This is a genomic window from Paenibacillus oryzisoli, assembly GCF_001653565.1.
Lineage (GTDB): Bacteria > Bacillota > Bacilli > Paenibacillales > NBRC-103111 > Paenibacillus_E > Paenibacillus_E oryzisoli.
Genome location: NZ_LYPB01000041.1, coordinates 37,450 through 59,353, shown reverse-complemented (window position 1 = coordinate 59,353; position 21,904 = coordinate 37,450). Strand labels below are relative to the sequence as shown.

General features: G+C 42.4%; 38 protein-coding genes. 2 read left to right on the top strand and 36 right to left on the bottom strand.

What is annotated here, in order from left to right; all coding sequences use genetic code 11:
- Positions 1-369: 369 nt before the first annotated feature.
- The gene (locus tag A8708_RS36320; RefSeq protein WP_056618222.1) at positions 370-600 is read right to left on the bottom strand and encodes a hypothetical protein; all 231 of its coding nucleotides are present in this window, start codon (positions 598-600) and stop codon (positions 370-372) included.
- Between the two features lie 151 nt (positions 601-751).
- Positions 752-1,363 carry a stage II sporulation protein M gene (locus A8708_RS02265; RefSeq protein WP_068661895.1) on the bottom strand — a complete coding sequence of 204 codons (612 nt, stop codon included), beginning with the start codon at positions 1,361-1,363 and terminating at the stop codon, positions 752-754.
- Positions 1,364-1,475: 112 nt separating this feature from the next.
- Between A8708_RS02265 and pdaB the strand changes: the two genes are divergently transcribed.
- Complete coding sequence (gene pdaB, locus A8708_RS02260) at positions 1,476-2,258, top strand: polysaccharide deacetylase family sporulation protein PdaB (RefSeq protein WP_068661894.1); 783 nt, start codon at positions 1,476-1,478, stop codon at positions 2,256-2,258.
- Between the two features lie 36 nt (positions 2,259-2,294).
- Here pdaB and A8708_RS02255 read toward each other — a convergent pair whose 3' ends face one another.
- Positions 2,295-2,891, bottom strand: coding sequence for a KinB-signaling pathway activation protein (locus A8708_RS02255; RefSeq protein ID WP_068661893.1), 597 nt, complete (start codon positions 2,889-2,891; stop codon positions 2,295-2,297).
- A 139-nt stretch (positions 2,892-3,030) separates the two neighbouring features.
- On the opposite strand from A8708_RS02255, the gene gerD reads away from it, so the two are divergent.
- On the top strand, positions 3,031-3,804 hold the full coding sequence (gene gerD, locus A8708_RS02250) for a spore germination lipoprotein GerD (RefSeq protein WP_068661892.1): 774 nt from the start codon (positions 3,031-3,033) through the stop codon (positions 3,802-3,804).
- Between the two features lie 57 nt (positions 3,805-3,861).
- Here gerD and A8708_RS02245 read toward each other — a convergent pair whose 3' ends face one another.
- The 33 genes from A8708_RS02245 to rplB all read right to left on the bottom strand — a co-directional run bounded on the left by A8708_RS02245 (position 3,862) and on the right by rplB (position 21,896).
- The gene (locus A8708_RS02245; RefSeq protein ID WP_068661891.1) at positions 3,862-4,950 is read right to left on the bottom strand and encodes a P-loop NTPase; all 1,089 of its coding nucleotides are present in this window, start codon (positions 4,948-4,950) and stop codon (positions 3,862-3,864) included.
- A gap of 54 nt (positions 4,951-5,004) precedes the next feature.
- Positions 5,005-5,766 (bottom strand): N-acetylmuramoyl-L-alanine amidase CwlD, encoded by a 762-nt coding sequence (cwlD, locus tag A8708_RS02240; RefSeq protein ID WP_068661890.1) that lies wholly within the window; start codon positions 5,764-5,766, stop codon positions 5,005-5,007.
- Between the two features lie 80 nt (positions 5,767-5,846).
- The gene (locus A8708_RS02235; protein ID WP_068661889.1) at positions 5,847-6,539 is read right to left on the bottom strand and encodes a phosphoadenylyl-sulfate reductase; all 693 of its coding nucleotides are present in this window, start codon (positions 6,537-6,539) and stop codon (positions 5,847-5,849) included.
- A gap of 224 nt (positions 6,540-6,763) precedes the next feature.
- Positions 6,764-7,156: a 30S ribosomal protein S9 gene (rpsI, locus tag A8708_RS02230; RefSeq protein WP_057313444.1), complete on the bottom strand. Its 393-nt coding sequence runs from the start codon at positions 7,154-7,156 to the stop codon at positions 6,764-6,766.
- 18 nt (positions 7,157-7,174) lie between these two features.
- Entirely contained in the window at positions 7,175-7,612 is a 438-nt protein-coding gene (gene rplM / locus A8708_RS02225) for a 50S ribosomal protein L13 (RefSeq protein ID WP_057313445.1), read from the bottom strand.
- Positions 7,613-7,786: 174 nt separating this feature from the next.
- On the bottom strand, positions 7,787-8,548 hold the full coding sequence (truA, locus tag A8708_RS02220; protein WP_068661897.1) for a tRNA pseudouridine(38-40) synthase TruA: 762 nt from the start codon (positions 8,546-8,548) through the stop codon (positions 7,787-7,789).
- A 141-nt stretch (positions 8,549-8,689) separates the two neighbouring features.
- Positions 8,690-9,055 carry a 50S ribosomal protein L17 gene (gene rplQ, locus A8708_RS02215; RefSeq protein ID WP_057304263.1) on the bottom strand — a complete coding sequence of 122 codons (366 nt, stop codon included), beginning with the start codon at positions 9,053-9,055 and terminating at the stop codon, positions 8,690-8,692.
- A 24-nt stretch (positions 9,056-9,079) separates the two neighbouring features.
- Positions 9,080-10,024, bottom strand: a complete 945-nt coding sequence (locus A8708_RS02210) for a DNA-directed RNA polymerase subunit alpha (RefSeq protein ID WP_056618255.1) — start codon at positions 10,022-10,024, stop codon at positions 9,080-9,082.
- A gap of 125 nt (positions 10,025-10,149) precedes the next feature.
- Positions 10,150-10,545, bottom strand: coding sequence for a 30S ribosomal protein S11 (gene rpsK, locus A8708_RS02205; RefSeq protein ID WP_028557470.1), 396 nt, complete (start codon positions 10,543-10,545; stop codon positions 10,150-10,152).
- Between the two features lie 18 nt (positions 10,546-10,563).
- Positions 10,564-10,932, bottom strand: a complete 369-nt coding sequence (rpsM, locus tag A8708_RS02200; RefSeq protein WP_068661888.1) for a 30S ribosomal protein S13 — start codon at positions 10,930-10,932, stop codon at positions 10,564-10,566.
- Between the two features lie 18 nt (positions 10,933-10,950).
- Positions 10,951-11,064: a 50S ribosomal protein L36 gene (rpmJ, locus tag A8708_RS02195; protein WP_003333770.1), complete on the bottom strand. Its 114-nt coding sequence runs from the start codon at positions 11,062-11,064 to the stop codon at positions 10,951-10,953.
- Positions 11,065-11,168: 104 nt separating this feature from the next.
- Positions 11,169-11,387 carry a translation initiation factor IF-1 gene (gene infA, locus A8708_RS02190; RefSeq protein WP_009676800.1) on the bottom strand — a complete coding sequence of 73 codons (219 nt, stop codon included), beginning with the start codon at positions 11,385-11,387 and terminating at the stop codon, positions 11,169-11,171.
- Positions 11,388-11,389: 2 nt separating this feature from the next.
- Positions 11,390-11,686, bottom strand: a complete 297-nt coding sequence (locus A8708_RS02185) for a KOW domain-containing RNA-binding protein (RefSeq protein WP_068661887.1) — start codon at positions 11,684-11,686, stop codon at positions 11,390-11,392.
- A gap of 18 nt (positions 11,687-11,704) precedes the next feature.
- Positions 11,705-12,457: a type I methionyl aminopeptidase gene (gene map, locus A8708_RS02180; protein WP_068661886.1), complete on the bottom strand. Its 753-nt coding sequence runs from the start codon at positions 12,455-12,457 to the stop codon at positions 11,705-11,707.
- A complete protein-coding gene (locus tag A8708_RS02175; RefSeq protein ID WP_068661885.1) occupies positions 12,457-13,107 on the bottom strand; it encodes an adenylate kinase in 651 nt (216 codons plus the stop codon). Before A8708_RS02175 ends, map begins: the two co-directional genes overlap by 1 nt.
- A gap of 86 nt (positions 13,108-13,193) precedes the next feature.
- On the bottom strand, positions 13,194-14,498 hold the full coding sequence (secY, locus tag A8708_RS02170; protein WP_057313448.1) for a preprotein translocase subunit SecY: 1,305 nt from the start codon (positions 14,496-14,498) through the stop codon (positions 13,194-13,196).
- Complete coding sequence (rplO, locus tag A8708_RS02165; protein ID WP_068661884.1) at positions 14,498-14,938, bottom strand: 50S ribosomal protein L15; 441 nt, start codon at positions 14,936-14,938, stop codon at positions 14,498-14,500. The genes secY and rplO overlap by 1 nt, the downstream gene beginning before the upstream one ends.
- Before the next feature lie 36 nt (positions 14,939-14,974).
- Positions 14,975-15,163 carry a 50S ribosomal protein L30 gene (gene rpmD / locus A8708_RS02160; RefSeq protein ID WP_057313449.1) on the bottom strand — a complete coding sequence of 63 codons (189 nt, stop codon included), beginning with the start codon at positions 15,161-15,163 and terminating at the stop codon, positions 14,975-14,977.
- Positions 15,164-15,174: 11 nt separating this feature from the next.
- The gene (rpsE, locus tag A8708_RS02155; protein WP_028557478.1) at positions 15,175-15,672 is read right to left on the bottom strand and encodes a 30S ribosomal protein S5; all 498 of its coding nucleotides are present in this window, start codon (positions 15,670-15,672) and stop codon (positions 15,175-15,177) included.
- Between the two features lie 27 nt (positions 15,673-15,699).
- Entirely contained in the window at positions 15,700-16,068 is a 369-nt protein-coding gene (gene rplR / locus A8708_RS02150) for a 50S ribosomal protein L18 (protein ID WP_057313450.1), read from the bottom strand.
- Between the two features lie 101 nt (positions 16,069-16,169).
- On the bottom strand, positions 16,170-16,712 hold the full coding sequence (gene rplF / locus A8708_RS02145; protein WP_068661883.1) for a 50S ribosomal protein L6: 543 nt from the start codon (positions 16,710-16,712) through the stop codon (positions 16,170-16,172).
- A 29-nt stretch (positions 16,713-16,741) separates the two neighbouring features.
- A complete protein-coding gene (gene rpsH, locus A8708_RS02140) occupies positions 16,742-17,140 on the bottom strand; it encodes a 30S ribosomal protein S8 (protein WP_028557481.1) in 399 nt (132 codons plus the stop codon).
- Positions 17,141-17,173: 33 nt separating this feature from the next.
- A complete protein-coding gene (locus A8708_RS02135) occupies positions 17,174-17,359 on the bottom strand; it encodes a type Z 30S ribosomal protein S14 (RefSeq protein WP_028557482.1) in 186 nt (61 codons plus the stop codon).
- Between the two features lie 36 nt (positions 17,360-17,395).
- Positions 17,396-17,938, bottom strand: coding sequence for a 50S ribosomal protein L5 (rplE, locus tag A8708_RS02130; RefSeq protein WP_057313451.1), 543 nt, complete (start codon positions 17,936-17,938; stop codon positions 17,396-17,398).
- Positions 17,939-17,971: 33 nt separating this feature from the next.
- On the bottom strand, positions 17,972-18,325 hold the full coding sequence (gene rplX / locus A8708_RS02125; protein WP_081787661.1) for a 50S ribosomal protein L24: 354 nt from the start codon (positions 18,323-18,325) through the stop codon (positions 17,972-17,974).
- A 55-nt stretch (positions 18,326-18,380) separates the two neighbouring features.
- Positions 18,381-18,749, bottom strand: coding sequence for a 50S ribosomal protein L14 (gene rplN / locus A8708_RS02120; RefSeq protein WP_028557485.1), 369 nt, complete (start codon positions 18,747-18,749; stop codon positions 18,381-18,383).
- Between the two features lie 35 nt (positions 18,750-18,784).
- The gene (gene rpsQ, locus A8708_RS02115; protein WP_068661882.1) at positions 18,785-19,048 is read right to left on the bottom strand and encodes a 30S ribosomal protein S17; all 264 of its coding nucleotides are present in this window, start codon (positions 19,046-19,048) and stop codon (positions 18,785-18,787) included.
- Positions 19,049-19,075: 27 nt separating this feature from the next.
- The gene (gene rpmC, locus A8708_RS02110) at positions 19,076-19,273 is read right to left on the bottom strand and encodes a 50S ribosomal protein L29 (protein WP_028557487.1); all 198 of its coding nucleotides are present in this window, start codon (positions 19,271-19,273) and stop codon (positions 19,076-19,078) included.
- A complete protein-coding gene (gene rplP / locus A8708_RS02105; RefSeq protein ID WP_068661881.1) occupies positions 19,263-19,697 on the bottom strand; it encodes a 50S ribosomal protein L16 in 435 nt (144 codons plus the stop codon). Before rplP ends, rpmC begins: the two co-directional genes overlap by 11 nt.
- A gap of 3 nt (positions 19,698-19,700) precedes the next feature.
- The gene (gene rpsC / locus A8708_RS02100; RefSeq protein ID WP_028557489.1) at positions 19,701-20,363 is read right to left on the bottom strand and encodes a 30S ribosomal protein S3; all 663 of its coding nucleotides are present in this window, start codon (positions 20,361-20,363) and stop codon (positions 19,701-19,703) included.
- A gap of 13 nt (positions 20,364-20,376) precedes the next feature.
- Positions 20,377-20,709, bottom strand: coding sequence for a 50S ribosomal protein L22 (gene rplV / locus A8708_RS02095; protein ID WP_028557490.1), 333 nt, complete (start codon positions 20,707-20,709; stop codon positions 20,377-20,379).
- A 29-nt stretch (positions 20,710-20,738) separates the two neighbouring features.
- Positions 20,739-21,017: a 30S ribosomal protein S19 gene (gene rpsS, locus A8708_RS02090; RefSeq protein WP_068661880.1), complete on the bottom strand. Its 279-nt coding sequence runs from the start codon at positions 21,015-21,017 to the stop codon at positions 20,739-20,741.
- Positions 21,018-21,065: 48 nt separating this feature from the next.
- Entirely contained in the window at positions 21,066-21,896 is an 831-nt protein-coding gene (rplB, locus tag A8708_RS02085; RefSeq protein ID WP_068661879.1) for a 50S ribosomal protein L2, read from the bottom strand.
- Between the last annotated feature and the right edge of the window lie 8 nt (positions 21,897-21,904).

Genomic DNA, 21,904 nt, shown 5'->3' with positions numbered 1-21,904 from the left:
GGCACGCCGCCAGCGTTCGTCCTGAGCCAGGATCAAACTCTCCATAATAGTGGACGATTGCTCGTCCTATTTGAAAAAGCTTAATTGCTCATTTGAAGCTAGCGAGATTTTGCAATCTCTTTTATAGTCGATTACTCGACTGTACTTACTCACTCGTTGTTCAGTTTTCAAAGATCAATTTCTTTCATGTTACTTCGTCATCCGTTTAGCGGCGACTTTTTAAATATATCACAGTTACACCAGACATTGCAAGTCTTTTTTTGAAGATATTTTTGTAACCTCTTCTATAATAAGACTCACTCGCTTTTGTTTCGAAGTGACGAGTTATAAAATAACACAGGTGGAGAGGGTAAGTCAAGCACTTACCCCCTATTTTTTCTGAGCTTGGTAATTACGGTTTCTGGCGTACTTTGATATTTCCTTTGGTGTCGCTAAGCGAGCATACATCCTGAAGATGACCTTGTATCTGGATTCTATAGCTCCCTTTATCTCTTGATCAATTCTCTTATCATTGAGATCGAATAGCATTTCGTCTAATTCTTTACGCAGTACATAATCTAATTCTCTGCATTCTCTCTCATTGAACAAAAATCCGAGCATACATCCATCCAAACCCCTCTCGACTGTAGAGATTCATGGCACTAACAATTTAGTTAGACGTGGAGAGTTGAGCCAATTATGCCCCTCTTCTTTTACGCCTTATTGTTATGCTCAGATTTTGCCAATTTTATGACAGGGGATTGAAAATATTTTACAAATGCACCAACCAGTAGGTAAGTGTACTTTCAATAATAGCTGCAATCAAAAGAAGAACAACAATTGCAACGGTGAGCGGTTTAGTTAATTGAAATATTCGAGCCAATTCCGTTCGAGCACTTCTTTTCTCTGCTGGCACGAGTAGCTGTATGGCCATTTTCCAGACTAGCATTCCTAACTTTAATCCATATGCACACGCAAGTAATATTACAGGAATCTCAATGATACCATGCGGCAATATCCCTTTAAGAACGATGGATAATGTACTTTCATGTGTCTGTAAGGAAAGCACATACCCTAGGATCATTCCATTGGCGATTAACATAAAGAGCGGTAAAACACCTAGTAATATCCCACAGAAAACGATAAGAACTGATTTAATTGCATTGTTTAAAAAGATAAAGATGAATAGCCAAACCTGTGGATTGTCCTTCGCGTTTATCGTTTTAATCATGGGTTGAAGCCCTTTCAATTGTTCCTCCAAGAAATGCGAAAATTGCTCGGAATTTGCCCAACCCATATACAAGCTAAATCCAAATACAAGAACAACAACAATAAAGTAATGCTTCATTTCTTTAAAATGTCTTAGCAGTGCCGAAAAATTCATTTGTAATTCCTCCAATTTCGGAAGCATAAGTACCCTGTGTACGAGCATACATTATTTACTAAAGGTTATACAAGCTATCCATGGCTTGACATAAAGGAGGTACAAGCTGTTTATGAACTACTTTTTTGTAATCAACGCACGCAAATTCAAACAATATTTATTCATTGCTCTTGCCATCATCTTCTCCGCGGCCATTGTATATTCCGAACAAAGTAATGTATCCGTCTTTATGAACTCCGAGCCTTCAGCTATCTACAGCGTACAGACCGAAAAGAAGGTTATCGCCCTTACCTTTGATATTTCATGGGGGGATACTCGAGCGGAACCGATCTTGAAAATCCTAAAGGACAACGGTGTTAAGGATGCGACTTTCTTCTTATCATCGCCTTGGAGTAAGAGCCATCCCGATATTGTCTCACATATCAAAAGCTATGGATTCGAAATCGGTAGCCACGGCAACAAATTTGACAACTACAGCGATCTGAGTGATGAGGAAATCCGTAACGAAATCTCTACTGCACATGGCATTTTGACGGAACTAATCGGTAAAGAACCTAACCTCATTCGTCTGCCTAACGGCGATTTCGACAAACGCGTGTTACGTATTGCTGATGATCTAGGCTATTCAGTCATTCAATGGGATACAGACTCTCAAGATTGGCTGAACAAAGGCGTCGACACCATCGTAAACCGTGTAGTAAGTAAAGCACATCCTGGTGATATCGTCCTTCTTCATGCGAGCGACTCCTCCCAACAAACACACGAGGCCTTGCCTTCCATCATCCAACAACTACGAACAAAGGGCTATCAGTTTGTAAGCGTGAGTGAGCTCATCAAGCAAACTCAGGTTGAGACAACTCCCGTCGAAGATCAGGCTATGAAACAAATTCATTAGTACCCATGAATAGATTTGAAAAAAGAGCTAATCTAATTAGCTCTTTTTGTTATCCAATATTTTATGTAAGGTAAGAATCTGCCATGCATTACAAACGAATAATGGTGCCAACATAAACAAACTAGATGCTGAGTTATCCAATTTTAACGCTGGTACAGCCTCAAGCACAGTTACTGCCGTCATGAAGAATAAAGTTGGAATAAATGCATTCCGATTCGTCATTTTCACTTTCCAATAGCTTACTGCTAAAGAAATTATAAGTACACAAGTCGGCAAGATGAAATATCCAAGCAGCGATTCAGAGGTGTTGAAATTCGTCTTTCTCAAGTACACAAGGTCGAACAATACAACAATAACAACAGCAAGCTGCAGCAGATCCCACACTGTTTTGGAACGTATGATACCTACCGCAATAAATCTTACGATTAAATATGCGAAGAAGCCCATTTGACTCAACACGCTTATCGTAGCTCCACCAAGAATCATATTAACCAAATTAAAACCAACCGCCGATAAGCCCATTACAGAAAATTCTTTGTCTGAAAATTGAAGGATAAGTCCAACCCCTGTTGAAACTACAATTCCTAATACTAGTGTTGTCCAGAATAAGTGAAACCATTTACGTAATGTCACGTTTAATTACCTCCACACATCAACTCTAATTGTTAATTGTACCAACCTTTGCGATAAAAAGCCAATATTGTCCCCTTATATTCTGACCCTAACCACACATACTAAGACCATTAAAGTTCAGGGAAGGGAGCATGTAGTTATGTTAAAAACAAGACTTAGAAAGCTTCAAGTCCTACCGGCAATATCATTGGCTTTTCTTCTCGCTTCTTGTGGTACAGATAACTCTTCTCAAGGTCAATCACAAGCCAACACGTACAAAGAACAAAAGACAATGATTCTCGATATTCTCAAATCCGATGACGGTAAGAAGGCGATAAGCGCTGCAAACCGCAGTATCATGAATGGGGATGTAGGGGCTAACAGCATTGCTGGCCAATCTCAGATCAAGCTGCTATCAGCCAATGAATCCCTCCAACTTCAAATGGCTGTCAAAGATGTGCTGACCGCTAAGGAAAATAATATGTTTTTAACAGATATGATGAAGGATCCTAAGTTTGCTGGCGACTTTGCTACCGCGATTCAGAAAGAAACCAAGCAGATGTTCAAGGAATTACTCAAAGACCCTACTTACCAGAAATCCCTAATTGATGTTATGAAAAATCCTGATTACGAGAAAATGGTTCTTGATGTCATGAAAACAGCACCCTACCGCCAACAAATGATGACTGTGATGGAAGAATCCATCCAAAGCCCACTTTTCAGGGCACAAATGGTCGAATTACTTAAGTCTGCTATCGCGCAACAAAGCAAGCCTGAACAAATGCCCTCCGCAAAGAGCACAGAAAAAAGTGCAGATAAAGCCAAAGAAGGAGATAAAAAAGACGAAGGCGGGGATGAAAAGCAGAAGGAAGAGTCTTCAGGGGACTCCGAGAAACAGGGTGAAGAAAAGAAAGACGGAGGTTCTGATTCTTAAACAAAGAAAGAAAAGGAAGAGTTGGCAGGTTCTCACTGCTTCCTCTTCCTTTTTGCACTATTTATCTAGCTTAGCAATCATCCGATCGGCTATTTCCAAGTAGATTTGCCCTGCTTTGGATTCTGCCTTATATACGGATGGCGAGTAATCCTTTTCAGATATATGATTATCTGGAGCTCCTAATGGAATTTGTGCTAACAGCTCACTATGAAGATCTTCAGCAAGCTTTGCTCCTCCACCTCTACCAAAAATGTGCTCAACGCTGCCATCTTTACTCTCATAGTAGGACATATTCTCAACAATGCCCAAAATTTCATGATTCGTTTGAATGGCCATCGCCCCCGCTCTAGCAGCTACAAATGCCGCAGTAGCATGTGGAGTCGTAACAATGATCTCTTTACTTTGCGGAATGAGCTGATGCACATCTAATGCGACATCCCCCGTACCTGGAGGAAGATCCAAGAGGATATATTCCACATCTCCCCAATTTACTTCATTGAAGAAATTGCGCAACATTTTGCCTAACATCGGTCCACGCCATACAACAGGTGCATTGTCCTGGACAAAGAAGCCCATTGATATCACTTTAACCCCGAATTTTTCAACAGGCATAATTACGTTTTCTACAAGTTGCGGCTGTTCTTCAATCCCCATCATATCTGGAATACTGAATCCATATATATCCGCATCAATAATCCCTACCTTTTTCCCCTTACGAGCCAGAGCGACCGCTAGATTAACTGTAACCGTTGATTTACCAACCCCACCCTTACCGCTAGCTACTGCAATAAACTCAACTGTAGAGGATTGTCCAAGAATCGGTTGCTGAATTGGAGGTTGAACAGGCTTCTGGGGATTTGTATCCGACGATTGTGAAGTACCATCCAAACGACTCCGTTCAAGGTCCGTCATCAATCTAAATCGGATATGAACTTGAGTTACCCCTATATTAGCTAAAGATTGTTGAATGAATGCTTTGGCTTGTTCTTTATATCCTTCATCCTCGGTTACCACGAGCAAGCTTAAGGATACAGCATCTTCTTTCACCATTACATCACGGATTAAATTTAATTCCACGACACTTTTGTTAAACTGAGGATCTATTAGCTTATTCAACGCTTCTAGAATTTGATCTTTATGTACCATTGCCACATCACACCTTTATTGGGACATTGTATTAGCGGCTTTTATTATAACACATTATGAAGCAGAACCCACTTTTTCACCTGCATAATATCTCAAAATCCCTTGATACACCGAAGCAGCCAGCATCTTCTGATAATTCTCATCCGCTAATAACTTAGCCTCTTCTGGGTTGGATAGAAAACCTACCTCAACAAGCGCACTTGGAATTTTGAGCGTTTTCAACAGGTATACTGTCTTATCCGCCGGTTTAGCGACACGATCCGTATTTTCTAGATTCCGCTTAAGCTCCGATTGAATAAGTGCCGCTAGATTAGGATTATCAGGGTTATTTAAATAATAGAACGTTTGTGCGCCTCTCCATTTATCAGACGGAATGCTGTTCAAATGTATGCTTAAAAACATATCGGCTTTATTTTTTTCAATCAAACCCGCACGGTTATGTAGATCTTGGGTCTTACGTTTGCTATAACCTTTAGTGCCTGACTCTGCTAAATCCGTATCCGTTTCTCTTGTCAATACTACAATCGCCCCAGCCTGTTGTAAGTAATCACGCAACCGCAAAGTAATAGCTAAATTGATATCCTTTTCAATGATACCATCCTTGCTCTCCGCTCCGCCATCAGGCCCCCCATGACCGGCATCTAGCGCAATTGTCTTACCCGATAAAGGTAGCGTCCAGTCCGACCAAGTCTTCGTTGCAGGGAGCTCGTACGCATAAATAAAGACAACCAATGCAACCAGCATCGCTGAAAGCAATAACTTCAGACTACTGTGAAAGGTCAGCCATACCACCAACCTTTTCTTTCTTTTGCGCATAAAAAATCCACCTCTGTTCCCATATAGACTCTGTAACATCTATATGGGACAGGGTGGACTTATATACCAGGCTTTCAAGTTTACTTGTGCAAACCACACTCTGTTTTCTCAATAGTCGCCCAACGTCCGGCACGTGGATCTTCTCCTTCAGCGACTTGACGAGTGCAGTGTGAACATCCGATACTTGGATAGTTACGATCATGCAATGGATTGTAAATAACATCATTGTCGCGAATGTATTGCCATACGTCTTCTGATGTCCAATTAGCCAAAGGATTGAATTTGATCAAGCCAAATTTCACATCATATTCCACTTTCTTAGCATTTGCACGTGTAGGTGCTTGATCGCGGCGAATACCCGTAATCCAGGCATCGTAGTTTCCAAGAATATCTGTAAGTGGATCTACTTTACGAATATTGCAGCATTGGTTCGCATCACTTTTCCAAAGCTCATCCCCAAATTTATCAGCCTGCTCATCCAGCGTAAGTTTTGGTAGTACTTGAATGAACTTCATACCATAGTGTTGCTCAAGTCTTTCTTTTGTTTCATACGTTTCGTCAAAATGTACATTTGTATCTAAGTAAAAAATATCAACGTTAGGATTAACTTTTTGGAGCATATCAACCAACACGACATCTTCAGCTCCAAAACTACAAGCTAGGGTCAAACTTCCGAACGTCTCTACTGCAAGTTGCAATAAGGCTTCAGGCGATTGATTCTCGAATTCTTCCGCAGCTTTCGTTACAAATGCTTCTTTCTCAAATAGATTCATCGTCCGATTCCTCCAATAGTCGATAATCCCGACTGATATTGTATGATTTATACTTATTATATCTGACTTCCGCAAGGTGTCAATGACTTTTTATCATTTTGGTATTAACTTTCTATCGCTCTATACTGATATATGCTGTTCGATACATTATGTCCATATAATAAAAGAAAACCTTTCCAGCCAAAGGCGGAAAAGGTTTTCTTGCGTGCCATAGGCACCATATCTTAACGTTTGGAGAATTGAGGAGCACGACGTGCTGCTTTCAATCCGTATTTTTTACGCTCTTTCATACGGGAATCACGTGTTAGGAATCCAGCTTTTTTCAAGGATCCACGGTATTCCGGATCAGCTTTCAACAATGCACGGGAGATACCGTGACGAATTGCGCCTGCTTGTCCGCTGATTCCGCCACCATTTGCAAGAACTAGAACATCGTATTGACCGATTGTTTCAGTTAGAGCAAGTGGTTGTTTAACGATTAGCTTCAATGTTTCTAGACCAAAATACTCATCTAGATCACGTTTGTTGATGATGATGCGTCCTTCGCCCGGTACTAAGCGCACACGCGCTACCGAATGCTTACGACGACCCGTTCCATAATATTGAACTTGTGCCACGAAACGTTCCTCCTTATATTAACCGCGAAGATTCCAAACTTCTGGTTGTTGTGCTGTGTGCGGGTGCTCTGCTCCACCGTAGACTTTAAGCTTAGTTTTCAAGCTGTCGCCAAGACGGTTCTTAGGAAGCATACCATGAACTGCGAACTCAATCATACGATCAGGCTTGCTGTTAAGCAAGTCTTGAGCGGAAGTCACTTTCAAACCACCTTGGTACAAAGAGTGACGGTAGTACATTTTGTTTTGCATTTTCTTACCAGTAAGCTTAATTTGGGAAGCATTGATAACAACAACGAAATCACCAGTATCTACGTGTGGAGTGAACTCCGGTTTGTGCTTACCGCGGATAATGCTAGCAACTTCACTTGCAAGACGGCCAAGTGTTTGGCCTGCAGCGTCAACAATGTACCATTTACGCTCTACTTCATTTGGCTTAGCCATATATGTGGTGCGCATGCTTAATCCTCCTAAAAATATATCTGAAATACATAAGTTATAGTTGTCATTTATTCATATGCGATGGATAGCTATGGCCATTTGTGATCAGGGGCTGTGGGGTAGCCGATCGCCAAACGCCAATTTATATTTTACACGATAAAGTCTCAATAATCAAGTAGTGATGATAACTTTTTAATAGTCGACTTTCCACAAGGTCAATCCCATGGCTTCAGCAGTAGGCCCAGCTTGAGAGCGATCTCTGGCCTCGAGAACACGCTGCATATCGCTAGGTGGTCTCTTACCCTCACCGATCTGAATTAACGTCCCTACGATGATCCTGACCATGTTATAAAGAAAACCATTGCCCGTTATGATTAACCGGATACGTTCTACTTTACCTGTCGCCAGCAACTCATCCGATTCCGTCTCCATACGTACCTCATATAAGGTCCTCACTTTGATTTCCTTATCCGTTCTCACTGTGCAAAACGAAGTAAAATCATGCTCACCTAGCAAGCAAGGGAGCGCCTCTCTCATGGCTTCCACATTTAAATACGTGGGGTGATGATACTCGAAGTTGCGGTGAAAGACATCAGGGAAGCGCGCCGATCGAATTGTATAACAATAGGTTTTACGTTTCGCGGCTTTGCGAGCGTGAAAAGTAGGGAGAACTTCTTCGGCAGTATGTGCGACGATGTCCCTGGGTAGTCTAGCATTTAGAGCTAAACACCAACGTTCTACTGGAATCTTAGAACTCGTAGTAAAATTAATAACCTGTGCTTTCGCGTGAACACCAGCATCTGTACGCCCTGAAGATATGACTTTCACTGTCTCACCTGTCAACAAGAAAACGGCCTGCTCTAAACGGTATTGTACCGTGTCGGACCTAGGCTGTATCTGAAAGCCAGAATACGATGACCCATCATAACTTATGGTAAAACGTAGATTTCTCAAGGCATGTTCCTCCATGAGTCATCCTTCCTACCTAGCTTGAGGTGCTATTCACCCCAATCCACTAGAATGCGATCCAAGACTGCAAAAAAAGGGCTTCACCAGAATCTAAGTAGATTCCGTCCACCCTTTCCCATCCGTCTTCTATGCGCGATCTACTAGCTCTAGGTAAACCATTGGTGCTGCGTCACCGCGGCGTGGTCCCAGTTTAAGGATACGTGTGTATCCGCCTGGACGCTCGGAGTAACGAGTAGCCAAATCAGAGAATAGTTTTTGAATCGCATCTTGATTTTCGTTGGCAGCTTCTCTGCGAACAAAAGCAGCAACCTGACGGCGTGCGTGAAGATCTCCGCGTTTCGCAAGAGTAATTAACTTCTCAGCGATTGAACGAATCTCTTTAGCTTTTGCTTCTGTTGTTTGAATGCGCTCATGTATGAACAGATCCGTTACCAGATCACGAAATAATGCTTTACGATTACTGGAATCGCGGTTCAATTTTCTGTAGTTCATTGAGTTAACCTCCTTCTGACAAGACTATTCCTCAGTACGTAGACCTAAACCCAGCTCTTCGAGCTTCTCTTGAACTTCTTCAAGTGATTTGCGACCTAAGTTCCGAACTTTCATCATGTCTTCTTCTGTTTTGGTAATCAGCTCTTGTACGGTATTAATCCCAGCACGTTTGAGACAGTTGTAAGAGCGAACGGAAAGATCTAGTTCTTCGATCGTCATCTCAAGAACTTTTTCTTTCTTATCTTCTTCTTTTTCAACCATAATCTCAGCGTCTTTTGCTTCGTCCGTCAAACCAACGAACAAGAGCAAATGTTCTGTTAAGATTTTCGCGCCCAAGCTTACTGCTTCTTCTGGACGAATACTTCCATCGGTCCACACTTCGAGAGTCAACTTATCATAGTTAGTCACTTGACCGACGCGAGTATTCTCAATTGCGTAGTTTACCCGAGTAATAGGCGTGTAGATTGAATCAATTGGAATAACACCAATTGGTTGTTCTTCATGCTTATTTTTGTCTGACTGGACGTAACCGCGCCCTCTGCCCGCATGAATCCTCATGTGAAGACGTGCATCTGGAGACAAGGTAGCGATGTGTAAATCCGGGTTAAGGATTTCCACGTCACTATCACCACGGATATCAGCCGCAGTAATGTTACCTTCTCCTTCTGCATCAATTTCTAGCACTTTCTCCTCATCGGAGTGAATCTTCAACGACAAACCTTTGAGATTAAGGATAATTTCCGTAACATCCTCAAGCACACCAGGAATCGTTGAAAATTCGTGCAAAACGCCATCGATTTGGACAGAGGTTACTGCTGCCCCCGGTAAGGAGGACAGTAAGATACGACGTAGTGAGTTTCCTAAGGTTGTACCGTAGCCACGCTCCAAAGGCTCAATGATAAATCTACCATAAGCGCCATCTTCACTTAATGCTACAGTTTCTATTTTTGGCTTTTCGATTTCGATCATGAAATGTACCCTCCATTCAATACGTCGGTTCCCTCTGGATACTTCGTTGAAAATTTCATAGTATGCCTATCCTTCAATCCATTATTCACGGATTTGGAATAATTATACTACAAAGTGATCCTGAATTATACGCGACGACGTTTTGGAGGACGGCAGCCATTATGAGGAACCGGCGTCACGTCTTTAATCAGGTTTACTTCAAGACCTGCTGCTTGCAAAGAGCGGATTGCTGCTTCGCGGCCAGCGCCTGGACCTTTAACCATAACTTCAACAGTTTTCAAGCCGTGCTCCATTGCTGCTTTAGCTGCTTTTTCAGCTGCCATTTGTGCTGCGAAAGGAGTGCTTTTACGGGAACCTTTGAATCCAAGGTTTCCTGAACTTGCCCAAGAAATTGCGTTACCATGTGGATCCGTGATCGTTACGATCGTGTTGTTAAATGTTGAACGGATGTGTGCTACACCGCTCTCAATATTTTTCCGGTCACGACGTTTCGTACGGACGACTTTTTTAGGTTTTGCCATTAGCTCTAACCCCCTTTATTATTTCTTCTTATTAGCTACTGTACGACGAGGACCTTTACGTGTACGAGCATTAGTTTTAGTACGTTGACCACGAACAGGAAGACCACGGCGGTGACGAAGACCACGGTAGGATCCGATTTCGATTAGACGTTTGATGTTTAGGGAAATCTCACGACGAAGATCGCCTTCTACTTTAAGGGTTTTGTCAATTACATCACGGATTTTGCTCACTTCATCTTCCGTAAGGTCGCGAACGCGAGTGCTTCCATTGATTCCCGTGGATTCAATGATTTTTTGAGCAGTAGTGTTACCAATACCGAAAATGTAAGTCAACGCAATTATAACTCGTTTGTCACGAGGTAAGTCAACTCCAGCTAAACGTGCCATCTACAGATGCACCTCCTTTTACCCTTGTTTTTGTTTGTGCTTAGGGTTTTCGCAAATAACCATTACATTGCCTTTACGGCGAATAACTTTACATTTCTCACAAATCGGTTTTACAGACGGTCTTACTTTCATTTTAAGCCCTCCTTTTTATCGTAAGCAACCATGTTGCGTTTTCGTTAGAAAACTTGCTTCGTAAGCATACGCCTTGAGAGAGTATTACTTCTAAAGCCGAACATTTATTTGAAACGGTAGGTTATACGGCCTCTCGTCAAATCATAAGGCGATAATTCTACGGTAACCTTATCTCCAGGCAAAATGCGAATAAAATGCATTCTGATCTTTCCTGAAACATGGGCTAGGATTTTATGACCATTTTCCAATTCAACTTTAAACATTGCATTCGGAAGAGGTTCAATCACTGTACCTTCTACTTCAATTACATCTTCTTTGGCCACAGTCATTCTCCTTTCTCTTGTGCTTCAACTTGCATAAGTTCAACGAATTTGGCGATTGCAAAGCGCAATTTCCCATTAGTCACACGACCTGTTTCCCTAATGCTTGACGCTACTTCACTGCTAATCGTTTCTTGTAAATGAAGATGATTCAGGTTCTTCTTCTTCGGTTGATCGAATTTACGATGATCGCCATCGGCAAGCCAGACAAAACGATGATCTTCAATACGAATCACGACCGCATATTCTCCGGGATCTCTACCGCGAAGCACCTTTACGATTTGACCCACTTGCGGAATCATACTATCCACTCAGTTCACCTACGATCTAGGCAAAGTTAGTATTTCATAACCAGCTGCCGTTATGGCAACCGTATGTTCGAAATGAGCACATAAGGTACGATCTGAAGTGACTACGGTCCAATCGTCTTCGAGTGTTTGGACGAATCTTTCGCCAACAACCACCATGGGTTCAATGGCTAAGACCATGCCTGGTTTGAGTCGAGGACCTTTGTCAGGTATACCATAGTTCGGAATTTGTGGTTCTTCGTGAAGATCCGTTCCAATACCATGACCGACATACTCTATAACCACGGAGAAGCCTGCGTCTTCAATACAAGTTTGGATTGCATGCGACAACGTGTAGAGTCTAGCATCCGGTTTAGCTTGTGCAATGCCTCGGTAGAGTGATTCTTCTGTTACAGTCAACAAACGCCGAGCTGTTTCAGAAATTTCACCAACAGGATATGTCCAAGCAGAATCTCCATGATAACCTTTATATTGAGCACCAATATCAATAGAGATAATGTCGCCCTCAACTAGCTTTCTTGGACCAGGAATACCATGAACTAATTCTTCGTTGACTGAAGCACAAATGCTCCCAGGAAAACCATTGTAACCTTTGAAAGATGGAATTGCTCCCTGACTGCGAATGAATTCCTCTGCGATCTGATCAAGTTCTTTCGTTGTAATGTTCGGACGAATCGCCCTTGCCAATAAGCGGTGCGTTTCGGCTACGATACGACCTGCTTCTCGCATTAGGTCTAGTTCAACCTCGGACTTACAAATGATCATTACGCTAGACCTCGTAGCAGTGAGCTAATTTGTTCGGTTACCGCATGAATGTCTTGTTCCCCGTTAACCTCACGCAATAATTCCCTCTTTTGGTAGTAATCCAGAAGCGGAGCCGTTTTGTTGATGTATTCATCCAAACGTGTTCCGACTTTCTCTTCCGTATCATCAGATCGTTGGTACAACTCACCGGAACATTTATCGCATACGCCTTCTTGCTGAGGTGGGTTGAAGATGACATGATACGTAGAACCACAGGATTTACAAATTCTTCGGCCAGTTAGTCGTGCTAACAGATAACTGCGATCAACAGCAAGATTGATTACGACCTCAATCTTCTTACCAAGTGAATCAACGATATCAGACAATGCATCAGCTTGAGCTACCGTTCTAGGAAACCCATCTAACAAAAATCCTTTATCGCAATCCGGCTGAGCAAGACGCTCTCTCACAATACCATTCGTAATTTCATCAGGAACAAGAAGCCCTTTATCTACATATCCCTTAGCTTCGATACCCATTGGAGTACCTTGGCTCATGGCTGCGCGAAATGCATCGCCAGTTGAAATATGCGGAATTTGAAACTCCGAAACGATTTTCTCTGCTTGCGTACCTTTGCCTGCACCAGGAGGCCCCATAAATATTACGTTCACAATTAAAACCTCCCCATCGCACTCGGCATTACGAACAGCACAATAGGTGCCGATGTCGCAGAACTTGCCCCATCAGTACCTATTAGCTATTTATTGATGAACCCTTTGTAATGACGCTTAATCAATTGGCTCTCGATTTGCTTCATTGTCTCAAGACCAACGCCTACTACGATAAGCAAAGATGTACCACCTATTTGAACCGAGCTAGGCAATCCGGCAAGTCCTCCAAATAACATAGGAAGAATCGAAATTGCGGAAAGGAACAAAGCTCCAGAAAGAGTAATTCTAGTCATTACGCGAGTCAGATAAGTCGAAGTCGTTTTACCTGGTCTAATACCTGGTATGTATCCGCCATTCTTCTTCATCTGATCAGCCATTTGAACTGGATTAATTTGTACGAAGGTGTAGAAGTAGGTGAAACCGATAATCAGCAGTACATACAGTACAATCGCTAATGGTGCAGTTTGGTTAATACTCAAGTTGTTAATAATCCATTCTGCGACTACATTTCCTCTCCAGTAACTTGCAATGGTTGGAGGAAACATCAAAAGTGATAATGCGAAGATTACAGGGATAACACCAGCAGCATTCACTTTAAGTGGAATGTGTGTTGTTTGCCCACCATACATTTTACGACCAACTACTCGCTTCGCATATTGTACAGGTATCTTACGAACACCTTGTTGTACAAATATAACGCCAGCAATAATCAGGATAACAACTAAAGCAATAATGATTAGTTTCACAATGTTCAGGAACAGGGCTCCATCGGTTGCAAAAAGCGTTTTGTAGATTTGTTGTATGCTTGTTGGAATCGCTGAAACGATACCAGCAAAGATGATAATGGAAATACCGTTACCAATACCGTATTCCGTGATTTGCTCACCTAGCCACATCAAGAAAGCTGTACCAGCTGTCAACACGATAGCGATTAGTGCGAAAGTTGTAAACCCAGCATCAATAACCAAACCACTGTATAGGCGGTTAAAGCCAATTGATAAACCGAAAGCTTGAATCAACCCTAGAACGATCGTACCGTAACGAGTCACCTGCGTCATTTTCTTTCTTCCTACATCTCCTTCTTTTGCCCATTGCGCGAAGCGCGGGATAACATCCATGGACAAAAGCTGAACAATGATCGAAGCCGTGATATAAGGCATAATTCCCATCGCGAAGATGGAGAATTGGAAGAGCGCACCGCCGGAGAACGTGTTAAGCAAACCAAAGACATCGCTCTGATTCGCTTGATCTTGAAGTTTCAGAACATCTGTATTAATGTTTGGAACCGGAATAAAGGCACCCAAACGGTAGACGATTAGCAAGATTAGCGTGAAGAGAATCCTTCTGCGTAAATCTTCTACTTTGAAGATGTTGGCTATGGTATTGAACATTAAATCACCTCGGTTTGACCGCCGGCAGCTTGGATTTTCTCAATCGCTGATTGAGAGAACTTGTTCGCTTTAACGGTTAATTTTACTGTGATTTCACCGTTTCCTAAAATCTTAATGCCGTCTTTAGGAGCTTTAACAATACCAGTCTCCATTAATACTTCTGGAGTAACTTCAGTACCAGCTGCGAAACTGTTCAAGTCTTCAAGATTAACGATCGCGTACTCCGTACGGAAACGGTTCGTAAATCCGCGCTTAGGTAAACGACGGTACAATGGGTTTTGTCCACCCTCGAAACCAGGACGAACGCCTCCACCGGAACGTGCGTTTTGACCTTTATGTCCGCGAGTTGATGTTTTACCCATACCACTACTTGTTCCACGTCCAACACGCTTAGGTGATTTACGAGCGCCAGTAGCAGAACTTAGCTCATGTAACTTCATCGTTGTACACCTCCTCTAGATCTTAAATTCATATTTCTATGCTTCAATTTCTTTAACTTCTACCAAATGGCTTACTTGGTTAACCATACCTCTGATTGCAGCATTATCTTGGTGAAGAACAGTTTGGTTAATCTTGCGAAGACCAAGTGTTTTCACAGTAACGCGTTGCGTTTCAGGGCGGCCGATCAAGCTGCGTTTTAGGGTAACTTGTAATTGTTTAGCCATGTATACCCCTCCTAACCTAATAGCTCTTGAACAGATTTACCGCGAAGCTTTGCAACTTCTTCCGCTTTTTTCAAGCGGCTTAAGCCTTCAAGCGTTGCGTTAACCATGTTCATGGAGTTCGATGAACCTAGGGATTTTGTCAAGATATCGCCTACACCAGCAAGTTCAAGTACTGCACGAACTGGTCCACCTGCGATAACTCCTGTACCTTGGGATGCTGGTTTCAATAGAACGCGCCCCGCGCCAAATTTACCAGTAACAAGGTGAGGAATCGAAGTGCCTACGATAGGAACATGAATCAAGTTCTTTTTCGCATCTTCAATGCCTTTACGGATTGCATCTGGAACTTCGGAAGCTTTACCGATTCCTGCACCAACCCAGCCATTGCCATCGCCAACGACAACAAGTGCACTGAAGCTGAAACGACGTCCGCCTTTTACTACTTTAGCTACGCGATTAATATTTACGACTTTTTCTGTTAGCTCTAAAGTATTAGGATCTACACGCAAGTCTTTTACCTCCTTATTAATGTATTTCTAGAATTCAAGTCCAGCTTCACGAGCTGCATCAGCCAATGCTTGAACACGTCCATGATAAAGGTATCCACCGCGGTCAAAAACCACTTGAACTACACCTTTTTCTTTCGCACGTGCCGCAATCAATGCGCCAACTTTACGAGCAGCTTCAACGTTTCCACCGTTACCTACTTCACTTTTAAGCTCTTTATCTTGTGTTGATGCTGCAACGATAGTTGCACCAGTTGTATCATCGATAAGTTGAGCATACATATGTTTGGAAGAACGGAAGATGTTCAAACGTGGGCGAAGAGTTGTTCCTTCGATTTTCTTACGAACACGAAGGTGTCTTTTCAGACGAGCTTTATTTTTATCGCTTTTAGTAATCATCTATACTTACACTCCTTTCATCATCTTATGATGCGAGGCTTATGCTTACGTAGCAAGTTTTCATAAGAAAACTCTTAGCTATTACCCGCGATCTTTCGATCTTATTTCTTCTTACCAGCTTTACCTTCTTTACGAAGAATACGTTCGCCTTCATACTTGATACCTTTACCTTTATACGGCTCTGGTTCACGTACGGAACGAACTTTCGCTGCCATTGCGCCAACTAGCTCTTTATCAATACCTTTAACGATGATTTTGGTGTTCGTAGGAACATCAAACTCAATACCGTTCTCAGGATTGATCTCAACTGGATGGGAGTACCCAACGTTAAGAACTAATTTGTCACCGCTTTTGTTTGCACGGTAACCAACGCCTACTAGATCCAACGATTTCGTGAACCCTTCCGTAACACCACTTACCATGTTGGCAACAACACTACGTGTTGTACCATGCAGGGAACGGTGGAGTTTGTTATCGGAAGGACGCTCAACGGAAATCTCGTTTTCTAGAACGTTAACTTTCATATCAGTATGAAGTACACGGGAAAGGGAACCTTTAGGTCCACTAATCGTGATTTGAGTATTGTCTAGTGTTACATTTACACCACTTGGAATGGTGATTGGTTTACGACCAATACGAGACATGTTTGCACCTCCATTCAATTACAATTGTATTACCAAACGTAGCAGATAACCTCTCCGCCAGCTTTGGATTGACGAGCATCTTTATCCGTCATAACTCCTTGAGACGTGGAGATGATGGCAATCCCTAAACCGCCCAGAACACGAGGGACTTCTTGTGATTTTGTATAAACGCGTAGACCTGGTTTCGAAATTCTTTTCAAACCAGAGATAACACGCTCATTGTTTGAACCATATTTCAGGAACAAACGAATGATACCTTGTTTGCTATCTTGAACGTACTCAGCATCACGGATAAATCCTTCTTTTTTAAGGATTTCAGCGATTTCCCTCTTCACTTTTGAAGCTGGGATTTCAACTGTCTCATGACGTACGATATTCGCATTACGAATGCGTGTTAGCATATCTGCAATTGGATCTGACATGACCATTTTGTGTAAACCTCCTTCCCGAAAATAGGGTGATTACCAGCTTGCTTTTTTCACGCCTGGAATCTGACCCAAGTGTGCTAATTCGCGGAAACAAATCCGACAAATTTTGAACTTGCGAAGCACTGAATGCGGACGTCCGCAGCGCTCACAACGTGTGTATGCTTGCACTTTAAACTTCGGGGTACGTTGTTGCTTGACTTTCATCGAAGTTTTTGCCACTTAATATAACACCTCCTGATAGGTACGACTGGTAACCTATTTTACGAAAGGCGCTCCGAGTTGTGTTAAAAGCTCGCGAGCTTCCTCATCGGACTTAGCCGTCGTTACGATAACAATATCCATACCACGAACTTTATCGATTTTATCATACTCAATTTCAGGGAAAATGAGTTGTTCTTTCAAACCAAGTGTGTAGTTACCGCGACCATCAAATGCTTTGTTGGAAATACCGCGGAAGTCACGTACACGTGGGAGTGATACGTTAAATAATTTGTCCAAGAAGTGGTACATGCGTTCGCCGCGAAGAGTTACTTTCGCACCAATCGGCATATTTTCGCGAAGTTTGAAACCTGCGATCGCTTTTTTGGATTTAGTTACAACTGGTTTTTGACCAGAGATTTTTTGAAGATCTTCTACTGCAGTATCAAGTACTTTGGAGTTTGATACAGCTTCACCAACACCCATGTTGATAACAACTTTCTCAATTTTCGGTACTTGCATAACTGTCGTGTAGTTGAACTTTTGAATTAAAGCTGGTGTAATCTCGTTCAAGTAACGATCTTTCAATCTTACTGTCATGACTTAGTTTCCTCCTTTCCTTACATGTGTGTATTAGTCAATAACTTCGCCGGATTTTTTCGCGATACGAACTTTCGTTCCGTTATCTAATACTTTGTATCCTACGCGAGTAGGTTTGCCGCTCTTAGGATCAATCAGCATCACGTTAGAAACGTGGATAGCAGCTTCTTGATTCAAGATACCGCCTTGTGGGTTAAGTTGGGATGGTTTCGCATGTTTCTTAACCATATTTACACCTTCAACAAGAACACGATTTTGACGTGGGTAAGCAGCGATAACGCGGCCTTTCTTACCTTTGTCTTTGCCAGTGATAACGAAAACAGTATCGTCTTTTTTCACGTGCAATTTATTGTTATGAGACTCAAGTCTCTTTTTAAGTCTTGGCATTAGCTTCTACACCTCCTGGGGTTCTCCGGATCGGAAAACAACATCGTAACACGTCTTAGATAACTTCTGGAGCCAAGGATACGATCTTCATGAAGTCTCTATCGCGAAGTTCGCGAGCAACTGGTCCGAAGATACGAGTACCACGTGGGCTCTTATCTTCTTTCACGATAACAGCTGCATTTTCATCAAATGAGATATATGAACCGTCTTTACGGCGAGCACCGCTCTTCGTACGAACGATAACTGCTTTAACAACGTCACCTTTTTTGACAACGCCACCTGGTGTTGCTTCTTTTACTGAACATACGATCAAATCACCGATGTGACCAACGCGACGACCAGTACCACCCAAAACGCGGATACACATTAATTGTTTCGCACCTGAGTTGTCAGCGACAGCCAAACGAGTAAATGGTTGAATCATCGTATTCCCTCCTTTCGGGGTTCATATCTAGAATATTAGATAACAACTGCCACTTCAAGAATTTCAACCAGTCTCCAACTTTTATCTTTGGACAACGGTCTAGTTTCACTGATTTTCACAGTGTCACCAATCTTAGCTTGGTTGTTTTCGTCATGCGCTTTAAACTTTTTCGTATGTTTGATTCTCTTGTGATAGAGTTCATGTTTTTTGTAAGTTTCTACAGCAACAACAATGGTTTTATCCATTTTATCGCTGACAACTTTACCGATCAGAACTTTACGATCGTTACGTTCAGCCATCTAAGGAACACTCCCTTCTAGATTTGGTTACCCAATACCCAGTTCTCTTTCACGCAAAATAGTCTTGGCACGAGCGATCTCTTTACGCAAATCACGAATTTGAGTCGGGTTGTCCAATTGACCAGTAGCTAATTGAAAACGGAGGTTAAAGAGTTCTTCTTTAAAACCATTAACTTTTTGCTCGATTTCAGCAGTGGTTAAGTTCCGGAATTCACTACCCTTCATTTGCTTCACCGCCTACTTCTTCTCTTTTCACGAACTTCGTTTTGATTGGAAGCTTGTGAGCTGCAAGACGCATTGCTTCGCGAGCAACCTCTTCGCTTACACCAGCAAGTTCAAACAAAATTTTGCCCGGTTTTACAACGGAAACCCATTTTTCCACGCTACCTTTACCACTACCCATACGGACTTCAAGCGGTTTTTGTGTAACTGGTTTAGCTGGGAAGATTTTAATCCAAACTTTACCGCCACGTTTGATGTAACGTGTCATGGCAATACGAGCTGCCTCGATTTGACGGTTGGTTACCCATGCCGGCTCTGTCGCTTGCAATCCGAATTCGCCAAAAGCAACTTCCGTACCGCCTTTAGCGCGACCTTTCATGCTACCGCGGTGTTCTTTGCGGTGTTTTACACGTTTAGGTACTAACATGATTTAATTTCCTCCTTCCGGCTGAGCCTTTTTCTTAGCTGTCGGAAGCACTTCTCCACGATAAATCCATACTTTTACACCAATACGTCCATAAGTAGTAGCTGCTTCAGCTGTACCATAGTCAATATCCGCACGAAGTGTATGAAGTGGAACAGTTCCTTCGCTATATCCTTCCGTACGAGCAATCTCGGCACCGCCAAGACGTCCGCTAGTTGCAACTTTAATACCTTTTGCTCCGGATCTCATTGTTCTTTGCATAGCTTGCTTCATCGCACGACGGAAAGAAACACGACGCTCCAATTGAAGTGCAACAGCTTCAGCTACTAGGATAGCATCAAGATCTGGGTGTTTGATTTCAGAAATGTTGATATGAACTTTTTTGTTCGACATAGCTGCGATGTAGTTACGAATAACTTCAACTTCAGCTCCGCCTTTACCAATAACCATTCCTGGTTTAGCAGTATGAATCGTTACGTTAACACGGTTAGCCGCGCGCTCGATATCGATATGGGAAACTGCAGAATCTTTAAGTTTATTCTTTAAGTATTCGCGAATTTTGACGTCTTCAAGCAGCAGAGTTCCGAAATCTTTTTCTGCAAACCATTTGGACTCCCAATCACGAATGACACCAATTCTAAAACCTATCGGGTGTACTTTCTGACCCACACGTTACCCCTCCTTATTTTTCAGATACCACGATTGTGATGTGGCTGGTACGTTTTTTGATCGCGCTAGCGCGGCCCATTGCACGTTGTTGGAATCTTTTCATTGTTGGCCCTTGATTTACAAAAGTCTCGGAAACAACAAGTTTGTTTGGATCTAATGAATAGTTATGCTCTGCATTGGCAATTGCGGAATTCAATAGTTTCTCCAGAATTGGAGAAGCTGCTTTTGGTGTATGACGCAAAATTGCGATCGCTTCACCTACCGCTTTTCCCCGAATCAAGTCAACAACTAGCTTTGCTTTACGAGGAGCAATCCGAGCGTGGTTCAATATTGCTTTAGCTTGCATGGTAGTACCTCCTCTCGGTTAAAAATGAATTAACGTTTTCCGGTTTTCTTATCGTCATCGTGACCTTTATACGTACGTGTTGGAGCAAATTCACCAAGCTTATGCCCAACCATATCTTCCGTTACATATACTGGCACGTGTTTTCTTCCGTCATAAACTCCGAAAGTGTGACCAACGAATTGCGGGTAAATTGTAGAACGACGGGACCACGTTTTGACAACAACTTTCTTTTCCGCAGTGTTTAAGTCTTCTACTTTTTTCAGTAAGTGACCATCGATAAATGGACCCTTCTTTAAGCTGCGACCCATGGATGTTCCTCCCTTCCTTGAACCTCAAGAGAATATCTATATCCTAGATTACTTCGTACGACGACGTACAATGTATTTATCGGATGCTTTACCTTTTTTACGTGTTTTGAAACCAAGTGTCGGTTTACCCCATGGAGACATAGGTGATTTACGTCCGATTGGTGCACGTCCTTCACCACCACCGTGTGGGTGATCATTCGGGTTCATAACAACCCCACGAACTTGTGGACGATTGCCTTTCCAACGGTTACGTCCTGCTTTACCGATTTTTACTAGTTCGTGATCTTCGTTACCAACAGAACCGATTGTTGCGCGGCAAACTTTAAGTACTTTACGAACTTCACCAGAAGATAAGCGAATTGTTACGTAAGACTCTTCTTTACCAAGCAATTGAGCTTCAGTACCAGCAGCGCGCACTAGTTGTGCACCTTTACCAGGTTTCAACTCAATGTTGTGGATAACTGTACCGACTGGAATGTTTTCCAATGGAAGTGCGTTACCTACTTTGATATCTGCTTGCGGTCCAGAAACGATACGATCATCCACTTTAAGACCTTTAGGAGCGATGATGTATGTTTTTTCGCCATCAGCATAATGAATCAACGCGATGTTTGCGGAACGGTTAGGATCGTACTCAACTGTAGCAACGCGTCCTGGTATTCCATCTTTAGTACGTTTAAAATCGATAATACGGTATTTACGTTTGTGTCCACCACCATGGTGACGAACCGTAATTTTACCTTGGTTATTACGACCAGCATGCTTGAACAAAGGAGCAAGCAATGATTTCTCGGGTGTTGATGTTGTGATTTCTTCAAAAGTAGAAACCGACATCGCACGACGAGCTGGTGAGGTTGGTTTGTATTTTTTAATTGGCACTCTGTTTC

Coding starts and splice junctions, on each gene's coding strand:
- pdaB (WP_068661894.1), top strand. CDS start 1,476: ATGAACTACTTTTTTGTAATCAACGCACGCAAATTCAAACAATATTTA.
- A8708_RS02245 (WP_068661891.1), bottom strand. CDS start 4,950: ATGGTACATAAAGATCAAATTCTAGAAGCGTTGAATAAGCTAATAGAT.
- rpmD (WP_057313449.1), bottom strand. CDS start 15,163: ATGGCTAAACAATTACAAGTTACCCTAAAACGCAGCTTGATCGGCCGC.
- rpsH (WP_028557481.1), bottom strand. CDS start 17,140: ATGGTCATGTCAGATCCAATTGCAGATATGCTAACACGCATTCGTAAT.
- rplX (WP_081787661.1), bottom strand. CDS start 18,325: ATGCCAAGACTTAAAAAGAGACTTGAGTCTCATAACAATAAATTGCAC.
- rplQ (WP_057304263.1), bottom strand. CDS start 9,055: ATGAACTACAGAAAATTGAACCGCGATTCCAGTAATCGTAAAGCATTA.
- map (WP_068661886.1), bottom strand. CDS start 12,457: ATGATCATTTGTAAGTCCGAGGTTGAACTAGACCTAATGCGAGAAGCA.
- A8708_RS02265 (WP_068661895.1), bottom strand. CDS start 1,363: ATGAATTTTTCGGCACTGCTAAGACATTTTAAAGAAATGAAGCATTAC.
- rplP (WP_068661881.1), bottom strand. CDS start 19,697: ATGTTAGTACCTAAACGTGTAAAACACCGCAAAGAACACCGCGGTAGC.
- A8708_RS02210 (WP_056618255.1), bottom strand. CDS start 10,024: ATGATCGAAATCGAAAAGCCAAAAATAGAAACTGTAGCATTAAGTGAA.
- rpmC (WP_028557487.1), bottom strand. CDS start 19,273: ATGAAGGGTAGTGAATTCCGGAACTTAACCACTGCTGAAATCGAGCAA.
- rplV (WP_028557490.1), bottom strand. CDS start 20,709: ATGCAAGCTAAAGCAATATTGAACCACGCTCGGATTGCTCCTCGTAAA.
- rplM (WP_057313445.1), bottom strand. CDS start 7,612: ATGCGCACCACATATATGGCTAAGCCAAATGAAGTAGAGCGTAAATGG.
- secY (WP_057313448.1), bottom strand. CDS start 14,498: ATGTTCAATACCATAGCCAACATCTTCAAAGTAGAAGATTTACGCAGA.
- rplF (WP_068661883.1), bottom strand. CDS start 16,712: ATGTCTCGTATTGGTCGTAAACCAATCACCATTCCAAGTGGTGTAAAT.
- rplO (WP_068661884.1), bottom strand. CDS start 14,938: ATGAAGTTACATGAGCTAAGTTCTGCTACTGGCGCTCGTAAATCACCT.
- cwlD (WP_068661890.1), bottom strand. CDS start 5,766: ATGCGCAAAAGAAAGAAAAGGTTGGTGGTATGGCTGACCTTTCACAGT.
- rplN (WP_028557485.1), bottom strand. CDS start 18,749: ATGATTCAACCATTTACTCGTTTGGCTGTCGCTGACAACTCAGGTGCG.
- rpsK (WP_028557470.1), bottom strand. CDS start 10,545: ATGGCAAAACCTAAAAAAGTCGTCCGTACGAAACGTCGTGACCGGAAA.
- A8708_RS36320 (WP_056618222.1), bottom strand. CDS start 600: ATGCTCGGATTTTTGTTCAATGAGAGAGAATGCAGAGAATTAGATTAT.
- rpsS (WP_068661880.1), bottom strand. CDS start 21,017: ATGGGTCGCAGCTTAAAGAAGGGTCCATTTATCGATGGTCACTTACTG.
- A8708_RS02185 (WP_068661887.1), bottom strand. CDS start 11,686: ATGATTCCGCAAGTGGGTCAAATCGTAAAGGTGCTTCGCGGTAGAGAT.
- rpsM (WP_068661888.1), bottom strand. CDS start 10,932: ATGGCACGTTTAGCTGGAGTTGACTTACCTCGTGACAAACGAGTTATA.
- rplE (WP_057313451.1), bottom strand. CDS start 17,938: ATGACAGTAAGATTGAAAGATCGTTACTTGAACGAGATTACACCAGCT.
- A8708_RS02235 (WP_068661889.1), bottom strand. CDS start 6,539: ATGAATCTATTTGAGAAAGAAGCATTTGTAACGAAAGCTGCGGAAGAA.
- rpsQ (WP_068661882.1), bottom strand. CDS start 19,048: ATGGCTGAACGTAACGATCGTAAAGTTCTGATCGGTAAAGTTGTCAGC.
- gerD (WP_068661892.1), top strand. CDS start 3,031: ATGTTAAAAACAAGACTTAGAAAGCTTCAAGTCCTACCGGCAATATCA.
- rpmJ (WP_003333770.1), bottom strand. CDS start 11,064: ATGAAAGTAAGACCGTCTGTAAAACCGATTTGTGAGAAATGTAAAGTT.
- rplR (WP_057313450.1), bottom strand. CDS start 16,068: ATGATTACTAAAAGCGATAAAAATAAAGCTCGTCTGAAAAGACACCTT.